The 17,083-nt window shown below is 69.2% G+C and carries 10 protein-coding genes and 3 pseudogenes; 4 read left to right on the top strand and 9 right to left on the bottom strand.

What is annotated here, in order from left to right; translation table 11 throughout:
- Positions 1 to 128 (top strand): annotated as a pseudogene (locus D7I43_RS30195) (IS5 family transposase); the annotation flags it as partial.
- Between the two features lie 131 nt (positions 129 to 259).
- Positions 260 to 853: a restriction endonuclease gene (locus D7I43_RS30190; RefSeq protein WP_120331982.1), complete on the top strand. Its 594-nt coding sequence runs from the start codon at positions 260 to 262 to the stop codon at positions 851 to 853.
- A gap of 253 nt (positions 854 to 1,106) precedes the next feature.
- Here the strand turns inward: D7I43_RS30190 and D7I43_RS32580 are convergent, their stop codons facing one another.
- From D7I43_RS32580 to D7I43_RS30150, 8 genes and pseudogenes are all read right to left on the bottom strand, one after another.
- Positions 1,107 to 1,697, bottom strand: a complete 591-nt coding sequence (locus D7I43_RS32580; protein WP_147427331.1) for a hypothetical protein — start codon at positions 1,695 to 1,697, stop codon at positions 1,107 to 1,109.
- Between the two features lie 85 nt (positions 1,698 to 1,782).
- Positions 1,783 to 3,021, bottom strand: coding sequence for a chymotrypsin family serine protease (locus D7I43_RS30180; RefSeq protein WP_147427330.1), 1,239 nt, complete (start codon positions 3,019 to 3,021; stop codon positions 1,783 to 1,785).
- 395 nt (positions 3,022 to 3,416) lie between these two features.
- Positions 3,417 to 3,617 (bottom strand): annotated as a pseudogene (locus tag D7I43_RS33880) (IS5 family transposase); the annotation flags it as partial.
- A 15-nt stretch (positions 3,618 to 3,632) separates the two neighbouring features.
- Complete coding sequence (locus D7I43_RS30170) at positions 3,633 to 4,199, bottom strand: SdrD B-like domain-containing protein (protein ID WP_158610185.1); 567 nt, start codon at positions 4,197 to 4,199, stop codon at positions 3,633 to 3,635.
- Between the two features lie 103 nt (positions 4,200 to 4,302).
- A pseudogene (locus tag D7I43_RS30165) lies at positions 4,303 to 4,690 on the bottom strand (DUF2637 domain-containing protein); the annotation flags it as partial.
- A 56-nt stretch (positions 4,691 to 4,746) separates the two neighbouring features.
- The gene (locus D7I43_RS30160; RefSeq protein WP_120331984.1) at positions 4,747 to 7,752 is read right to left on the bottom strand and encodes an AfsR/SARP family transcriptional regulator; all 3,006 of its coding nucleotides are present in this window, start codon (positions 7,750 to 7,752) and stop codon (positions 4,747 to 4,749) included.
- Between the two features lie 384 nt (positions 7,753 to 8,136).
- Positions 8,137 to 10,209 (bottom strand): AfsR/SARP family transcriptional regulator, encoded by a 2,073-nt coding sequence (locus D7I43_RS30155; RefSeq protein WP_147427329.1) that lies wholly within the window; start codon positions 10,207 to 10,209, stop codon positions 8,137 to 8,139.
- A gap of 23 nt (positions 10,210 to 10,232) precedes the next feature.
- Positions 10,233 to 12,134 (bottom strand): Hsp70 family protein, encoded by a 1,902-nt coding sequence (locus D7I43_RS30150; protein WP_120331977.1) that lies wholly within the window; start codon positions 12,132 to 12,134, stop codon positions 10,233 to 10,235.
- A 180-nt stretch (positions 12,135 to 12,314) separates the two neighbouring features.
- On the opposite strand from D7I43_RS30150, the gene D7I43_RS30140 reads away from it, so the two are divergent.
- Entirely contained in the window at positions 12,315 to 13,601 is a 1,287-nt protein-coding gene (locus D7I43_RS30140; RefSeq protein ID WP_120331975.1) for an IS256 family transposase, read from the top strand.
- Between the two features lie 334 nt (positions 13,602 to 13,935).
- Here D7I43_RS30140 and D7I43_RS30135 read toward each other — a convergent pair whose 3' ends face one another.
- On the bottom strand, positions 13,936 to 15,417 hold the full coding sequence (locus D7I43_RS30135; protein WP_120331974.1) for a C40 family peptidase: 1,482 nt from the start codon (positions 15,415 to 15,417) through the stop codon (positions 13,936 to 13,938).
- Between the two features lie 528 nt (positions 15,418 to 15,945).
- Here D7I43_RS30135 and D7I43_RS30130 point away from each other — a divergent pair.
- On the top strand, positions 15,946 to 16,905 hold the full coding sequence (locus tag D7I43_RS30130; RefSeq protein ID WP_120331973.1) for a C40 family peptidase: 960 nt from the start codon (positions 15,946 to 15,948) through the stop codon (positions 16,903 to 16,905).
- Positions 16,906 to 17,083 lie beyond the last annotated feature (178 nt).

The following is a 17,083-nucleotide window of genomic DNA, read 5'->3' as shown; positions in this document are numbered from 1 at the left end:
GCATCAATCGGCTCAAACGCCACCGTGGTCTGGCCACTAGGTACGACAAGCTGGCCGTCCGCTACGAAGCCACCATCCACGTCACCGCCATCAACGAATGGCTACGCGCACTTCGAGACACGACCTAAGGCCTACACCCGGCGCGCGTGACTTCCCGGAATCCCCGCGCACCCCCCCGACCGCACCACGGCTGTTGTCACACCCCGCCGCTACCTTTCGTGCGCGGCCTACAACACAACGTCAACCTGGGGAGGGTGGCATGACTCGACGTAAGCGGCGGCGGGGCAAGCGCAGCAACGCGGCGACGCTCGCCGCGATCGGCGGATGCCTGCTCGCCGTGTCGGCCGTAGTCCAGGTCGTGCGCGAGCACCCGGTCATCGCCTCCCTGATCGCGCTCGCCGCGCTCGCCGGCCTGACCGCCTGGCTGTACCTGCGCTGGGCACGCGCACGGCAGATGGCCGAGCACGAACGCAACGTGGCAGTCACCGACCACATGACCGGGCCAGAGTTCGAGCAGTTCGTCGCGCGGCTGATGCGCGCCAGCGGATACCGCGACGTCATCGTCTGCGGGGGCTCCGGCGACATGGGCGCCGACGTGATCGGGCAATCGCCGTGCGGCCGCCGGGTGGTGGTGCAGTGCAAGCGGTACAGGGGCACGCTGGGCAGCCCACACGTCCAGCGGTTCGCGGGAACTGCCCGCGACATCCATCGCGCTGACGTCGCGCTGCTGGTCACCACCGGCCGCCCGACCGCCCAAGCGCGGGAGGTGGCGCTGCGCTGCCGCATCATGCTCGTGGACCGGCCAGCGCTGGCCCAGTGGGTCAGCACACAAGTGCTAGACCTCAAGCACTGAGGCAAATGGCGGCACGGGAGCGTCGGGCTCGTCGATCAACGAGCAGCGCGCTGCTCGGCGACGACGGCCTCCCAGATGGGCCTGGTCGACCGGGACGGGAGGCGGATGAGTCAACGCCACACCCGCCTCGATCTGCCCAAGAAGGCTTCCCGCTTGCGCGACATGGGCGTGCGCCATCCAGGTGCAGCGGGAGTGCGGCGGCGGCGTCGTCGGGCACCTCGGCGGCGACGGCCGACCACGAAAGCTGGGCTAATTAGTTGCCCGTTGCGGCCGTGCCGGAGCGGATCAGTGGGCTGCTTGGAGTCTGCGACGGGGTGCGGTATGTCTTGATTGCCCGCTCGGGCCAGAACCCCAACAGCGTCTTCATTTGGCTGACCTGCCGGACGGCACCGGCGGCGGATACGGTCCCGCAGTTGTAGTCGACCCTTACCGTGACGTTGGTGTCGTCCGGGTAGCCAAGGATGACCTGATATTGATCATGACCCGCGAGCGTGCAAGCGTTGCTTTCAAGGTCGGCCGGGTCGAGCGTGTTCAGGTAATCGGCCAGCCCGTCCACCTTGTCAGCTGCTAACGGGATCGGTTGATGCAGTGAGTACTGGGCTCCGGGGCGCGGAAATGAGTACACGCACAGCAGCGCCGTTGAGCTTCCCTCGGGCACGAGGTCACCGTTGCGGCTGGCCTTGGTGGGTGCGTTCTTAACATATGTGGCAGGACAGGTGGGTGGGCCGGGCTGCTTCACGGCCGCGATGTCATCCTCGGCCCCACATGCCGCCAGCAAAACGACAAGCCCTGGGATGACTCCCATCCGGACGATCAGCGATAACCCATGAAAACTGGCTGCCATCGCGCCCCTTCGATTTCGAGTAAGACCGCTGCTCAGGCGCCCAACTTAGAGTTGGGCGCCCGAGATGGTACTGGAGGTTAGGCGATCACTGGGTCAGCGGGGTCGCGGCCAACGGGCCACCAACGACCTCGTCCAAATCCGCGAAGTACAGATAATAAGGGGCGTTACCCCCCGCAGTGACAGTTCCCTTGGCCCGCACGCCATCTCCGTCAAGCGAGAAGACCGGCCCACCGCTGTCCCCGTCCTGACCGGCCGCGAGGTGGTCGATCTGTTCCACCAGACCCAAATCGTTCATATATGTGAGATCGCCATCGGAGTCCACGCCCTTGATCGTGTACTCTCCGCCTTGGGTCTTAAGGCCGCAGATGGTACCGCTCCTTGACCCCGAATGGCAAAGCAATTCATTGACCGTCCGGTAACCCCAGCTATGCACTGGCTTTCTGATTGTGGTGTTGACCCCGCCATCGTAGATCCACGCCTCTCCGGGGGCGTCGATTAGCAGGACATCATGTTCCCAGTCCTCTTGATAGACCGGGCCGATCTCCGCAAAGTAGGCATCGCCGTCAAAGTGGCCGTTGTAGGCTACGTCCGGTGCTGTCATGCAATGCGCTGCGGTAAGCATGTACGTCCGCGAATTCTTCGCCACGGTGAACCCGGTCGTGCACCAGTCCGACCTTTTCTCTAGGTCACGCCACGTTTCGAACTCTGCGCCCCCACTCCACGGCGAAAAGTCGGACTCCCGGCTCAGCGGGTTGATGGGTGCCGTCGCGGTGGTCATCTTTACCGGCACGCCCAAGTTCAGGCCGGCCACCAAGGTGTCCGCGTCTTTACTGGTCAGGCCCTTGCTGGCCAGCTTGGCCCGCATCTTCTCGGCGGTTGCGGGGGGCATACGTTCCACGTGCAACCCAGACCCGTCGTCCAGCGTTCCGATCGCCTGGATGTTGCTGTGCCCCAGCTTATCCGCAGCCGCCAGTTGTGCCTGCGCCCGATGCAGCTCAGCGCGTGAGAAGGCAGCCATCTTTACCGTCACGGGCCCAATCCGACGGGCGTCGGCAACCGCACTGGCCATGGCGGCCGGCAGTGAGCCTTTGTAATACAACGTGACGCCATCTCCCTCGTACGCCACGCCAGCGTAACCCGAAGTACGTGGCAGCTTCACAGCGGCCTCGAGTAGCGCTTGCGCCGCTGGGTGCAGCTTTTCCTGACGACGCATTTCGGCGAGCAGTTCCGGGCTCTGACTGTCGGTAAGTTGCGGGTCGTTGGCTGCTGGTGCGGGCGGATCCGCCCGCACGACACCAGGCGTGATCGATAACGCCAGTAGCAAAGCGCCGAAGGATATTGCGAACCGTCGACGAGACCGGCTTCGTGTCATTACCTCTCCTCACGTTGACGCCGGAAGCAATAAGGCATCCGACTCCGCGTCGTTTTTAAGCCTGGACACTCGACAATCCGGGGTAGCGCACAGCCGAATATCCGCCACAATCACACGACAGACACCAGAAAATCCAATGTACGGTGGCGCATTGGGCCGGATTGCTAATCGATTTACCCCGTGTTCCGGTGCCAGGACAACGACGCCTTAATGTGCTGGCTTTAAGCTAGCCGGCCATTTCACTGATGTCAATGCCTGACGTAACGGTGCCGTCACCCGTGCATCGATCGTGAGAAGCGCCAGCCGTGGCCATCACGATTCGCCGATCCGCTTATGGACCGGCCGATCCCCCTTTTCCTCGCCCCAGGGGCGTGGTGGTGAGCGCGGGCGCTGGTGGAGTCCACCGGCATGTCCCAGGTGATCCGTCCCGCCGCGTCGGCCAGGGTCTGCAACGCGGTCAGCAGATGCTTCCAGGTGCCGTCACGCTGCCACCTGCGGAACAGGGCATACACCGTCGATCCCCATCCGTACTGCCGTGGCACGTCCCGGGCGTCCGTCGTCTGTTAGGAGGTGAGGTCGATGAAGCCGACGTCGATGGTGGTGTCGCTGCCGGCGGTTACGTCGATCACCGCGCTGTTGCCGGCGTCGATGCCGCCGTAGATGTCCCGCTGAACTGTGACGATGTCGGAGTCGGTAGCGTCATCGCCTACATCGGGAAGGGTGAAGTCGAGGTACTGGGACTCGATCTGCACTTGGACGATGTACGGGCCGGGTTTGAGGGCCGCTGAGTAGGTCCCGTCCGGGTTCAGCACGGCCGTGATCTCCGTCGGATCCCCGTCGACAGGGGCCTGCGGCAGGAACAACAGGGTACGGACGCCGGCCGTGGCCGGCTCGTCGGAGTCCCGTTGTCCGTCGCGGTCCTGGTCGATCCACAGGCTGCCGCGGATGGTGCCCGGTTCGACGACGGCGACGCTGGCCTGCGCCGTGTTGTTGGCCGTCGACACCTCGCCGTCGACCGGGCGTACCGTTGCGGTGGCCGTTTGCGTCTCACCTGGCGTGCCGCTGTCCACCCTCGCGCGGAGCCAGGCCGGTTCGAGGACCTGACCAGGGCGGATGGGGCCGCGGTGCACGCAGTAGTAGTCCCCGAAGCCAGGCGCCGGGTTGAGCAGAACCTGACAGTCCCAGTCACCCTGAGGGAATCCGGCCGTCGGCGTCATCGTGGGCGGAGGTGGCGCGGATGCGGGCGGTGATTTCGACGAGGCTGACGCTGGCGACGACGACGAGGCCGTCGACGGAGATGGGTAGGAGGTAGGCGGCGCCGTAGCCGCTCTCGCCGTAGCGGGCGGCGACGCCGACGAGGTGCCAGTAGGACACCCAGGCTGCGATGACGGCGATGACGGCGGCGGCGGTGATGCGGATCGCGCCCAGGCACCAGCTCATGGAGGACGCGGGAGACCAGCTCGACGGTGAGCAGCAGCGCCAGGGGCGGCCAGACGGCGATGATCTGGCTGATGGGGTTCGGGCGGGCGTGCAGGACGTTCGCCGCCACCGACGCGGCGACGCCGAGGGGGAGGGTGGCCCGTACCGCCCACCGCAGCCTGCGTAACTGCGTGCCGGTCATGGTGTTCACGGCGGTGGGCGTCGCGACCGAGACGCCTGCCGGTTGTGGCGTGCTGCTCATCGCGCCGGCCTCTCGGCGAGGCGACGCGGGGCGCGTCGGGAGCGCACCTCGGTGATGAGCCGGTCGGCGAGGGCGAGGGTGTCGTCGCTGGGTTCGGCGTCGATTTCGGCGAGGCGTTGGGTCAGGGTGCGGCGCAGCCCGCGGATGGCGTCCAGGTCGCCGAGTTGGGCGTGGGCGTGCATCGCTTGCTGGTAGAGCTGTTCGTTGTAGGGGTGGTGTGGCAGGGCGGTGGCGCAGACGGCGGCCTGCTGGTCGGGTTGGTCGGTGAGTTCCTCGAGCAGCGCGGTGACGGCGTCGAGGGCTTCGCGTTGCACGGCGTGGCGGTGGGGTTCGAGCCATTCGTAGTCGCAGCCCTCGGCGAGGGGTCGGTAGGTGTCGACGGCGTGCCGGAGCGCGTGGAGGCGCTCGGCGTGGGTGCCGGTGGTGGCGCGCACGGCGGCGCGCAGCCGCCACAGGTCGATGTCGAACCGGTCGGGGTTGAGTTGGTAGCGGTGGTGGAGCCGGGTGATGTAGGTGCCGGGGCCGGCGTGGTGGCGGAGCACGGCGCGCAGGTCGGAGATGTAGGTGTGCAGCCGGTGGGTGGCTTTGCTGGCGGGGGCGTCTGGGAGGAGGTCGTCGAGGATCGCCTCGGCGGGGGCGTCGCCGCCGCACACGGCCAGGTAGACCAGCAGTTCCATGGACTTGGCGCGCAGCGGCCGCGGGGGGTTGGCGCCGATGATGGCTGGCCGGCCGAGCACCGTCACCTCGACCCGGTCGCGAGAGGACACCAGCGCCGCCGCGCCTGCCGTGGACGCGGCGACCGGATCCTGCACGGGTTCGGGCGATGGCCGGACAGGGAGGATTCCAGCGTTGGCGGCGGGGTGATCGATGCTGGTGGGATGCTCGTTCGCCTCGCCGACGGTTCGGTGGGCGTTGGCCGTGGTGCTGGCGGTGCCGGTGTGAGGGCTGGCGGCGGCCGTGTCCGCGCTGCCGTCTGGGGGTTTCGGGTGCGCCGGGCCGGTGATGCTGTCAGCGGCGGGCGCGACGGTCGCGTGGGCTGGTCGCGCCGGGGGTGCGGACGGTGGTGCGGTGTCGGCAGCGGGTGCCGGGGTCTCGCCGGTGTGGGATTCCGCCAGGGCCGCCAGGATGTCGATGGTGTCGGTGGGGTTGAGCACGGCGAGCCGGCCGATGTCGGCGGGATGGGTGCCGTGGCCGGCGTCGCTGTCGCCGCGGCGGACGGTGCCGTCGTCGCCGACGACGGCGATGTCACCGTGAGGCCAGGCGCCGAGCAGCACACCATGTATGTCCAAGCGGTGGCCTTGCGTGAGCAGTGCGGCGACGCGCGCCCGTTCATGGCGGCCGGCCGCGTCGGCCAGCAGCATGAGCGGCGCGAGGGCTTCGTCGTCGATGCCGGCGGCCCGCAGGTCGGCGACGGTGTCGACCTCGTGCTGGTAGACCAGCCGGGTCCGGTGCATGGTCTGTTCCTCGAGAATATCCAGGGCTTCGCTGAGGTCGGCGGTGACGGTCAACCTCGGGGTGCGGGGCAGGCTGCTGGCGGCAGCGCCCAACAGGGCTGCCGCGGTCGTGACGGGGATGACCACGCGGGTACGGGCGCCGGGATGCTCCTCGCCGCCGGCGGCGAGGGCAGCGGCGAGGAAGCCGCGGGCGGCGGCTTCGGCGCCCGGCCCGGTCAGGCCGAGTCCCGCCAACGGCCACGCCAAACGGGGATCGAGGGCCGGCGCCACCGGCACGGCGACATCCGTGATGGTCGCACCGCCATCGGTGCGTCTGTCCGAGTCGGAGACGAACTCAGCCCGGCCGCTGCCGTCGACCGGTGACGGACGGCTGTCGCCGGGCCGCTGGTCGCGGCGGGGATTCGTGCCCCGGGCGGGGTGGGATGCGCTGGCGGCGGCGTGGAGTCCGCGTCGGATGGCTCGGATCGCGCGGGGCATGGGCGCCAGGTCAGGGTCGGACGTGTGTGATCGATCGGACGGCGGGCGGGTGCGGTAGCGGCGTTGCCGGTGCGCCCAGACCAGAACGACCGCGGTCGTGATCGCCACAGCCAACCCGCCATCAACCCAGCCACCGGGGAGCCAGACGCCGTCACCGGATCGCCGCGGGCGGCTTGTGTCACCCGCGCCGGGAGTGGGGGTGGTGGCATCACCGGCAGGGCCGACGCCGGTGGGCGTCGGGCTCGCCGTCGCGGCACCGCCGGCGGGAGCGTGCGACGCGGCGCTGGCGGATACTCTGTCGCCCGGGGCAGCGCCGATCTCGGGTGTGGCCGCTTCAGCTCCGGCCGGCGGTCGAGCGGGAGCTGCAGGGCGGGAGCCTCCGGCGGGTGCAGCGGCGGCGGGCAGGTCAAGCGTCCAGCCCGGGTAGATGAGGTCCGGGTCGCGCAGGACGCCACCGACGCCTGGGAAGCGGGCGCCGCGGTTGAGCGCGAAGATCTCCGGCCAGCGGTCCGCGTCCCCGAGGCATCCCTGCGCGATGCTGGACAAGGTATCGCCGCGGCGAACCGTGTAGGTCGCCCTCTTACCGTCGGCATCTTGGCGGAAGGAAACCGCCCGCGCGGCAGCGAGGTCGCTGCCGGCGGTGGCGTCCGGGCCTGAAGGGCCCGGGCGGTGCGTCTCCTCGACGGCGATGCCGGTGGGGGTGTCGGCCTGAGCGGGCGTCGCCGCAGCCGCGGTGCTTACGGCGGTCGCGCCCAGCACGGCCGCCGTCAGACCCTGCAACGGCCCGGGTACCCGCACGGTCGGCAGCCACCGCAGCAGACGAGCAGCCCGCGTATACACGCGGACGGTGACCGCGGCGGCGACCAACCCCCACAACAACCACGCCGCGATGTAGGCGAGCCCGGCAAGGAAACCGGCGCTCAGCGGTTCCTGGACCCAGCCGCGCAGCACGGCCGTCCACGACACCCCCGGGCTCGGCCAGCTGGCCATGCGGACGAGCACCGCCGGTACCGCGACGAGCAGCACAGCGACCGCCGTGCCGCTGGCGATCGACGCGCTTGTGCTTCTCATCGTCACTCCCACCGGGCGTTCACATGGACACCACCAGCGACAGCAGGCCAGCCTCGGGGCCTCGCAGCGCTTGATGTGGATCGACCGTAGGGCTGCCAACCAGCCGTGGTGTCGGGGGTTACGGCGTCTGACGGGACCTCACACGGCCTCACACGACCTCACAACCGCAGCTCACCGAGCCACCGACCCAAGCGGCCCGCGGTGCCGAACCGGTCTGCGCCTTCTCTCCGTCATGCCGCAGGAACGGCGTGGGGAGCCCGATTCTCGGGTGATCGGATCACGACGAAGACGGGTCGCCGTGCCTCAAGCCTGCCGGTGGGTAGGGAAGGGAGAGATGGCCTCTGTCCCGATGGCTTGCGGCGCTGCCGGCGGGAGGGCGCGACGTCAGGCGCGGTGGGCATCCGCCCGTGGCAAACGGGAGGACCACTCCTGTTCGTCGCTGCCGACCCAACCTGGTCGCCCCGGTTGCAGGCCCGCGGCGGTGAGACGGCGGATGTAGCCCTCGCGTAGCTCGTGAGCCGCGTGGTGCTCGCCAAGCGCGGTGAGGACGTTCACCGCACGGGTGTGCAGGTCGGCGTTGTAGGGGTCGATACGGATGGCAGCCTGCAGCAGTTCAACCGCGCGGCGGGTGTCAGGGGCGGTGTCGGCCAGGGCCACATGGGCGTCGATGACGTGCCGGCGGAGGGTTTCCCGGATGGGGTCCAGCCAGGGCCAGGTGCGTCCGGCAGCGAGTTCGTCGGGGTAGGCGTCGATGACCGCCTGCCACGCGACCGTGGTGTTGGTGACGGCGGTGCCGGCGTGCTGGATCGCCTCGTGCAGGCGCCACAGGTCGACCTGAACCTGGGCGGGGTTGAGGCGGTAACGGTCGTCAGTGTGATCGACGACGTTCAGCCCGCAGGCGTCCCGAACAGCACCGCGGAGTTCGCTGAGGGTGGTGTAAAGCCGGCCGGTAAGGGACCGACGAGGCACGCCCGGCCAGAGGGCGTCGATCAGCCGGCGGGTGTCGGCGCCGTCGCGGTGGGCAGCGAGGTAGACCAGAACCTGGACGGCAGCGCTACGCCTGACGGTCAGGGGTTGACCGTCGATGAGCAGTGTCGGTTCGCCCAGCACACGCAGCTCCAACCGGCGGCCGTCGGCGGCATGGGGGAGGGGGTGGTGTGGGGTGGCCTGCCGTGGCACCCGTCGGGTCGTCACCGGCTGGTGGGGGGTTCTGTGCGCTCCGGCCGCGTCGGGTGGTGCATGGGTGTGGGCGATCACGGTGAGAAGGTCGGCGGTCGCGACCTGGTCCAGGACGCACGAGCGTGGCCCGGGCCAGTCGGGGCGGCGCGGATCATGGAGGTGGCCTGAGGGGTCAGCCTGCCACGTCGGCCCGGCAGGCCATCTGCCCAGCACGACAATGCTGCCGCGGCTCCTGGCCGCCGCCTCGGCCAGGGGCGTCACGTCGCGCCGATCGCAGTCGTCCTCGACGATAAGAGCAACGGGCGCTTGGGCGTTCGCGGCTGTCCAGCCCTCGCGTGTCTTGGATTCGCCGCGCGCTCGGCTCGGCGGGGCGGCGGATACGACGAGGCGGGCTGCCTCGTCGACGGTGTCCACGACCGCCAGCTGTGGCAGCCGTTCGACGAGGGGCTCCGTGTGGGGGCCGAGCAGCCTGGTCAGGGCGGCTCTCGTTATGACCAGGCACGCGGTCGGCTGCCGGTGCGCGGCCAGCAGCACCGTGACCAGAAGGCCCCGTCCGACGGCCAGCGCGCCGGGCCCGGTGATGCCCACGCCGCTGCCCGCAACACCCACGAAGGTATTGATGCCCGCTGCGGGCGCTATCTCGGCGAGCGGGGCGGGCGCGTCGGCGAGGGCTGCCTGCACGGCGGCTGCGGTTGCGGGCAGCGGCGCCAGGTCCGGGTCCTCGCGCCCGAGCCGCGCAGGTGGGTGGGGCTGGTAGGCGCGGCGGCGGCGCAGCCAGACAAGGGCCGCCGCGGCGTTGACCTGCTCGGCGACTTCACGGGGCAGCCACCCACCGGGCACCGCGATCCCGTCATCGCGCTGCGCCCTGCCCTCGTGCTGGGCGGCCCCGCTGTCACCAGGACTGTCGAGGGTTCCCACCGGCACGGGAAGCGGTGGCGCCGGGATGGTCACGGCGTTCGCGCCAACACCGAGAACGGCAGCTCCGGCCATCCCGCTGGCGGTTGCCTGCAGGGGCGTCGGCAGTGGCAGGCGCGCCAGCCAGCGCGCGGTAGCGCGGATGCGGGCCAGGATCCGGACGGCGACGGTGTAGGCGAGCACAAGCCATCCCAGCCAGGCCGCGATGGTCAGCGCGGCGGTCAGGGTGCGCTCGGTCAGCGGCTGCTGCACCCACGCCCGCAGCTGCTCCCCCGTCGGCCACCCGGATATCGGTGGGCCGAGCAGGGACAGCAGCAACACCGGCGGGCCGGCCAGGAGGCCGAGGACGATCAGCAGCGACATCAGCTGCCGCGGCCACCGCACCCCTACCGACCCCCAGCTGTCGGTGTACCGACCGGGAGCACCGATGGGGGCTGTCCGGCGGGCGCGAGTGGAGCGGGCCGGATGATGCGAGTCCACAACCGGGCCGCCCACCACACCGCGACAGCGACGGCATAGGTGACGCCGATAATGCCGGTGGCCTGATCACTGACGATCGCCGCGGTGATCACGGCGAGGGGGGCGGCGAGGATGAGACGGAACATCAGCGGCGCGACCAGCGCCATCACGACTCCGACACCGAGCAGCAGCCCACCGACACGGCCGGCGACGTCGATCCACAGCAGCATGTCGGGCCACCGTTCGGCGGTCAGCGAGTACTGCACCAGCCCCATGCCCAGCGTCGCGGTGACGACCGAGCCGGTCGGCGCGGCCAACAGCGCCGACCAACCGCCGTGCGGGACACGCCACTGCCGCGCGGCGACCACCGACATGCCGACAGCCGCCACCGCGATCGGGGTGATCGGCCACAGCGCCCAACTCAGAAACCGGCCCACCGGCTGACCGAAGTACTGGCTGGCGACCACCGCGTAGAGACCGGCGATCGCCGTCCCGAGCGACACCGCGGCGAGGATGCCGATGCTGACCCTCCCGCCCTCAGTGCGGGTGCCGGGTGTGGGGCTGCGGGCAGCGATCAGGGACCCGAGCACAGTGCCAGCCGCGAGGCATGCCAGCAGCGCCATCACAGCGGCCATCGTGAACTCGCCCCAGTTCAGGTCCACCCAGAAGTAGACGTTCAGCGTGCTGTGCTGCTCGGCGGTCATGAGGCACTGCCAGATCAGCGCCAGCGACGCGAAGCCCGATATCGCGACCGCGACGGCGCGCCGCACCGGCGGCACCTCTACCTCCACCCGGTCGACGGCTCCATGGTCGGTGGCGCCGGCGTCCGCAGCCCCCAGCACGGCGGCAGATGCGGGATCCGGCACGACCACGGGAGTGATGCCCGTGCCCGCGGCGATGGCTTGGGCCAACTGGGGTAGGTGAGCGCTGCCGCCGACGCAGTAGACGCCCGCAATGTCGGCGACGGTCAGCTCGGCCGCCGTAATCGTCGCTTGGGTCAGCTGCGCCACCCGCCGCAGCACCGGTCCTGCCGCCTGCTCGAGCATGCCGCTGCTCGCGACCACCGGTGGCCGGTCGGGAAGCGGCACCGTGACAGCCGGGTGAGTGGCCAGAGCCTCCTTCGCGGCGCGGACGCTCTCCACCGTCGTTGACCAGGCTGCGCCGTCGCCGGGCACATCCGGGCCTGTGAGAGCGGCGGCCAGGGCTTCGTCGATGGCGGTGCCGCCGGCGGCCGCATCGCCGAGAGTCGCCAACACCTCGAAACCTGAGGGACCGCGGCGCAAAACGGTTACCTCCGCACCCGCGCCCACGTCGCAGACGACGATGAACGACCCCGCCGGCAGGTGCACACCGGTAGCCAGCAGATGCCCGGCAACCGCCACCGGGGCCTCCACCAGACGCGGCTGCGGCAGCCCAGCACGGTGCGCGACCTGCCGCAACCAGGTACGCCGCCTCGGACCCCAGCCCGCCGGCACCACCACCCGCATATCCCGCACCGGCCCACCAGCAACCCGCTCCGCCTCCACCGCAACCCGGCGCAGCGGCGCCGCCGCCACCTCAAGCGCATCCACCGCGGTTCCGTCCACGGTGAAGTCGTCATCGGCAGGACGACGGGGGCTGGGGATCAGCCGGTTCGGCTGCCCTGCGGCGGCCTGCCGCGCCTGCTGGCCCGTCCACACCTCACCGCCGGGCGACACGTAGACCGCGCTGGGCAGGTACGGGACCCCGTCGAACGACAACGACGTTGAGCTGCCATCAGGCCAGGCGAGGACCGCAGCGGTGGTGGCCGTGCCGCAATCGATCGACAGTCGCGCCTCCCCCGCCCGCATACACATAGTCAAACATGAGGATCACGCTCACGTCATCTGCCGATCACCCACAGAGAGCAGACTTGGACCTCGGCCGGGTCAGTGCTATCCCGAAGCGAAACGCGCCGAGCGGGAGTGTGGATCTAACGGTGTTTCCGGCCTGACCTGCCGGGCGTTGTGCCTGGTGAGGAGGGTGCCGTGATGACCGCGACACTGAACGACCAGACCGGACGTAAGAAGCGGGCGGAGCCGTCGGCGGAGGCGAAGGCCGCCGCCGAGTTGGTCCGGGCCGCGAAGGAGCAAGGGCTGTCGTTGACCGGCCCGGACGGGCTGCTCAAGCAGCTGACCAAGACGGTCCTGGAGACCGCGCTCAACGAGGAGATGACCGAGCACCTCGGCTACGAGAAACACGACCAGGCTGGTGCCGGGTCGGGCAACATCCGCAACGGCAGCCGGTCGAAGACGGTGCTGACCGACACGTCGGGTCCGGTGCAGATCGACGTGCCGCGGGACCGGGCCGGCACGTTCGAGCCGCAGATCGTGCGCAAGCGGCAGCGGCGCCTGTCGGGGGTCGACGAGGTGGTGTTGTCGCTGTATGCCAAAGGCCTCACGACCGGGGAGATCAGCGCGCACTTCGCCGAGATCTACGGGGCTTCGGTGTCGAAGGAGACCATCTCCCGGATCACCGACAAGGTCATCGAGGAGATGGCCGACTGGTCCCACCGACCTCTCGACGCCATCTACGCCGCCGTGTTCATCGACGCCATCGTGGTCAAGGTCAGGGACGGGCAGGTCGCGAACCGACCGATCTACGCCGCGATCGGAGTCACCCTCGACGGGGACAAGGACATCCTCGGCTTGTGGGCCGGCGCCGGCGGTGAGGGCGCCAAGTTCTGGATGAGCGTGTTGACCGACCTGCGCAACCGGGGTGTGAAGGACGTGTTCTTCCTCGTCTGCGACGGCCTGAAGGGCCTTCCCGAGGTGGTCACCAACGTGTGGCCGCAGACGGTGGTGCAGACCTGTGTGATCCACTTGATCCGCAACACGTTCCGGCTGACCTCCCGCAAGTACTGGGACGAACTGAAGCGCGACATCAAGCCGATCTACACAGCCGTCAACGCTGACGCCGCTCGGACGGCGTTCGACGACCTGGCCGACAAGTGGCGTGGCCGGTATCCGGCGGTGATCCGACTGTGGGACAACGCCTGGGCGGAGTTCATCCCGTTCCTCGACTACGACCTGGAGATCCGCAAGGTCATCTGCTCCACGAACGCGATCGAGTCGTTGAACGCCCGCTACCGGCGGGCGGTCAAGGCCCGCGGCCACTTCCCCAACGAGCAGGCCGCGTTGAAGTGTCTGTACCTGGTGACCCGATCCCTGGACCCCACCGGAGCAGGCAGAACCCGATGGACGATGCGCTGGAAACCCGCCCTGAACGCCTTCGCCATCACCTTCAGCGACCGCTTCCCAGCCGCTGAGACCTACTAACCAAGATCGCCGGAAACACCGTTAGCGAGACAGCCCCCGCCGAGCGGCGGGAATCGGCGTGGCAGGAGCTGCGTATGGCGCGTGTGGAGGGCCGCTTCGACGGGGCTAGGTGGCGGAGCTGGTGGCTGTGCCAATCGTCGTGCCGGGGAACGGGCGCCTGGGGCCGGAGACGCGGTCCTCGGTCACACCCGCCTCGCCCTTCGCGGACTGCTTGGTGGCCGTCCGCGCTGGAGCACACGGGCGTCAGTTGCCGGCGACCTGGTGACCGCGCCAGGGCCGCAAGCGGCGCCGTCGCGGTTGACCGGGAGATGATCCGTGGTTTGGACGTTGCGGACTATGGCCCTGTCGTCGACCCGCTCCGGGTGGGAGTGGTGGTAGGGCTTGGAGTGCTGCTTGTCGACGGGGATGGCGGCGGCGTGGGGGAGTGTGTGGGGCTGGGTGTGGTGGGGGTCGGACTTGGCTGGGAGCTGGTCGGTGTGGGGGTCGGACTTGGCTGGGAGCTGGTCGGTGTGGAGGTCGGTCGGGGCCGGGTAGGCGATGGGGTGGGCCGGGGCGACGGGGTCGGACGGGGTGTCGTCGTGGGCGGTGGAGCCGACGGCGACGCAGTCGGCGCGGGAACCGCCGGGATCACCCGGGTCGCGGCGTAGAACCGTGACCACCAGACGGGGGAGATCTTGACAACGTCGCCGGTGGTGGGCGCGTGGATCATCTTGCCGTCGCCGATGTACATGCCCATGTGGTGGATGGTCGTCCAGCTGGAACCTGAGGCGAAGAAGACGAGATCGCCGGGGAGCAGCATCCTGCGATCGACGGTGCGGCTGCGGGTGGCGTTGTACTGATCCCGTGACACCCGCGGCAGCTGGTCATAGTCCGCGCCGCGGGATCGGTACGCGGCCCAGATGAGGCCGGAGCAGTCGTAGCGGCTCGGGCCCTCCGCTCCCCACTCGTAGGGTTTGCCGAGTTGGGCGCGGGCGAAGCGGACGGCCGCAACGGCGCGGGGGTTCGCGACCATGCCGGCGACCGCCTCGCCGTCGGTCATGCTGGGACGCAACAGTTGCTCGGCGGCCTCTCGTTGCCGTTCGAGCGCTGCGATCTTGTCGGTGTTACGCCGTTTGAGGTTCAGTAGTTCGGCTTCCTTCTTCTTGAAGGTCGCCTCGGCTGTCGTGTAGGTCGTGTGGGCGGCCTGCGCGGCGCGCACTGCAGCGGTGTGCGCGGCGCGAGCCTGCTGCTCCGCCGCTTGCGCGCGCAGCAGATCACGGGCGGTCCCTTCCGAGTCGCCGGCACGTTGCTGCCCTTTCTGAAGGCGGATCAGAGCGCCGACATCCTGCACGTTGGAGCCGATCTCGCCGGGAGGTAGCTCGGCCGCTTGCTTCATCGCTTCGACGGCAGTTGAGCCCATGTCCTGCTGCGCGTCTCGGAGGGCGGCCTGTGCGACTTGGAACTGGCGTTCGGCCTCCTGCGCCGCGGTAGCGGTCCGGGTCTGCTCCTGTTCGAGCGTCAGAAGCTGTTCGCCGAGCGTGGCCAGCTCCGTCTCCTTGGCCACAATCTGGGCAGCGAACGGCCCTAGGCTGGCCGGGGTTGCCGTCCCCGGGGTGGGAGGGGATGCGCCGGCGCCGGGAAGCTGAATGGGCCCGGAGGGAACCGGCCTGGCGCCCGTGTCTGGAATGGTGCTGGGTAGGCCGGGGTCGGCGTATGCGGGCGCCGTCATCGCCGCGGTTGCGGTCGTGGCCAGGAGGGCCGACCAGAGGATGGGGCGAAGAACTGCCAGGCGTGGTTCCGGTCGCCTCGTCTGCCAGGCCCTGTGCCTCTTCGCCATAACGCTCCAATGCAGGGTTTCACCGGCGGACGTGCAGGGGCGCGGCAGGATCGATGCGGGGGCCACCGACCCTGCCGCGCATCTACTAGTCGGGGATAGTAGTTTGCTCGCAGGAGAGATCACCACCCTCGACCTGTATGCCCCGGACACGTGCCCTGCCTGAACCAACCGTCACGGTAGGACGGCCACGTCGTGCCACAGTTGGCCCCGTCACCCTCGGTCACCTTCGGCAGGGCTGCAGGCAGTTCGAGGCGGATCGCCAGCGTCGGATCTCGAAGCGGACTCCTCGTGCGCCGGATGTGATCATGCCGGGCTTCCCAGGTGCGCCTTCCAGAAGGCGTGGGTAGGCCCGGCGTCGGCCGGAGCGGCTGGTGGCCGTCAAACTACTATTGTGAACTAGTAGACGGCGCTCGTGGATCACGGTACCGTCCATCGCTGTCCACCGACCCGCCGTCGAAGCCATGCGAGGCTGGTTCGGCTGTTTCAGCGAGAGGTCCTTGTAACGTGTTGTCGCGACTCGGACGCAAAATGCGCAACGGCTTCGTCGCCGCGGCAGTGATTGTCGCAGTCAACACGCTTGCGCCCTTCAGCTCACCAGCGCGCGCGGTGCCCTCCCCTGCCGAGGTAGAGAAGCAACTGGACCAGGCGTGGGAGAAACTCGAACCGGTCATCGAGCAGTACAACAAGGTGCACAGCGAACTCCTCGCGAATCAGAAGAAGTCGAAGCAGCTCGGCGAGCGCCTACGGCCGGTACAGCTGCGTGTGGAGATGTCATTGGGCCAAATTGGCGACATCGCGGCGCGGCAGTACCGGATCCCTCGAGCCTCCGCGGCTAACGCGGTCCTGTCCAGCACGTCGCCTCAGATGATGACGGACCGCCTGGCGCTGCTCAACTACGTGGCCCGCTCCGATGCCGCGAAGGTCGCCGATGTGGTGAAACTGCGTGACGACCTTGCCGCTCAGCGCGCCCAGGTCGAGGCGCTGGTCGCTAAGCAGAAGCGTCTGGACGCCGAGCTGGCAAAGCGGAGAAAGACCATCCAGGCCGAGGTGGACCGGCTGGAGCGCCTTCGTGCGCAAGCCACTGGCGGTTCCAGCTCCGGTGGGTCGCTGCGAATCGGAGCGTGCCCCGCCGTCTCTATCGGTGGAGCGGCAGGCACGGCCGTGCGTACCGCGTGTGCGCAAATCGGCAAGCCCTACGTCTGGGGCGCCGACGGCCCGTCAAGCTTCGACTGCTCCGGCTTGACGCAGTACGCGTGGAAAGCGGCCGGGGTGTCCCTGACCCACTTCACCGGGGCGCAATGGCGTGAGGGAACGCCGGTGGATCGTGCCGACCTGCGGCCGGGTGACCTGGTCTTCTTCTACAGCGATCTCCACCACGTGGGCATGTATGTAGGCAACGGGCTGATCGTGCACGCCTCTCGGGCGGGAGTGCCGGTCAAGATGGCCCGCATGGACAGCATGCCGTACATGGGTGCGCGTCGGCCCTGACGCCGAACCGGAGCTCGTGCTGGCACAGCTCAAGGCAGTGGCAGTGCCGCGAACCTGCGACGTTATGCGCCCGGGCTAATGGCAGTCGTGCTGGCCCAGGGTCCAGAGGGTGACCTCCCCGGGCACCAGGGGGCATGTGCCGCCGATGGCGCCCTGGGTATCGAAAGAGTAGGGTCCT

The sequence above is a fragment of the Micromonospora globbae genome (genome assembly GCF_003610785.1).
Lineage (GTDB): Bacteria > Actinomycetota > Actinomycetes > Mycobacteriales > Micromonosporaceae > Micromonospora > Micromonospora globbae.
This window is presented reverse-complemented; position numbering and strand designations above follow the sequence as displayed.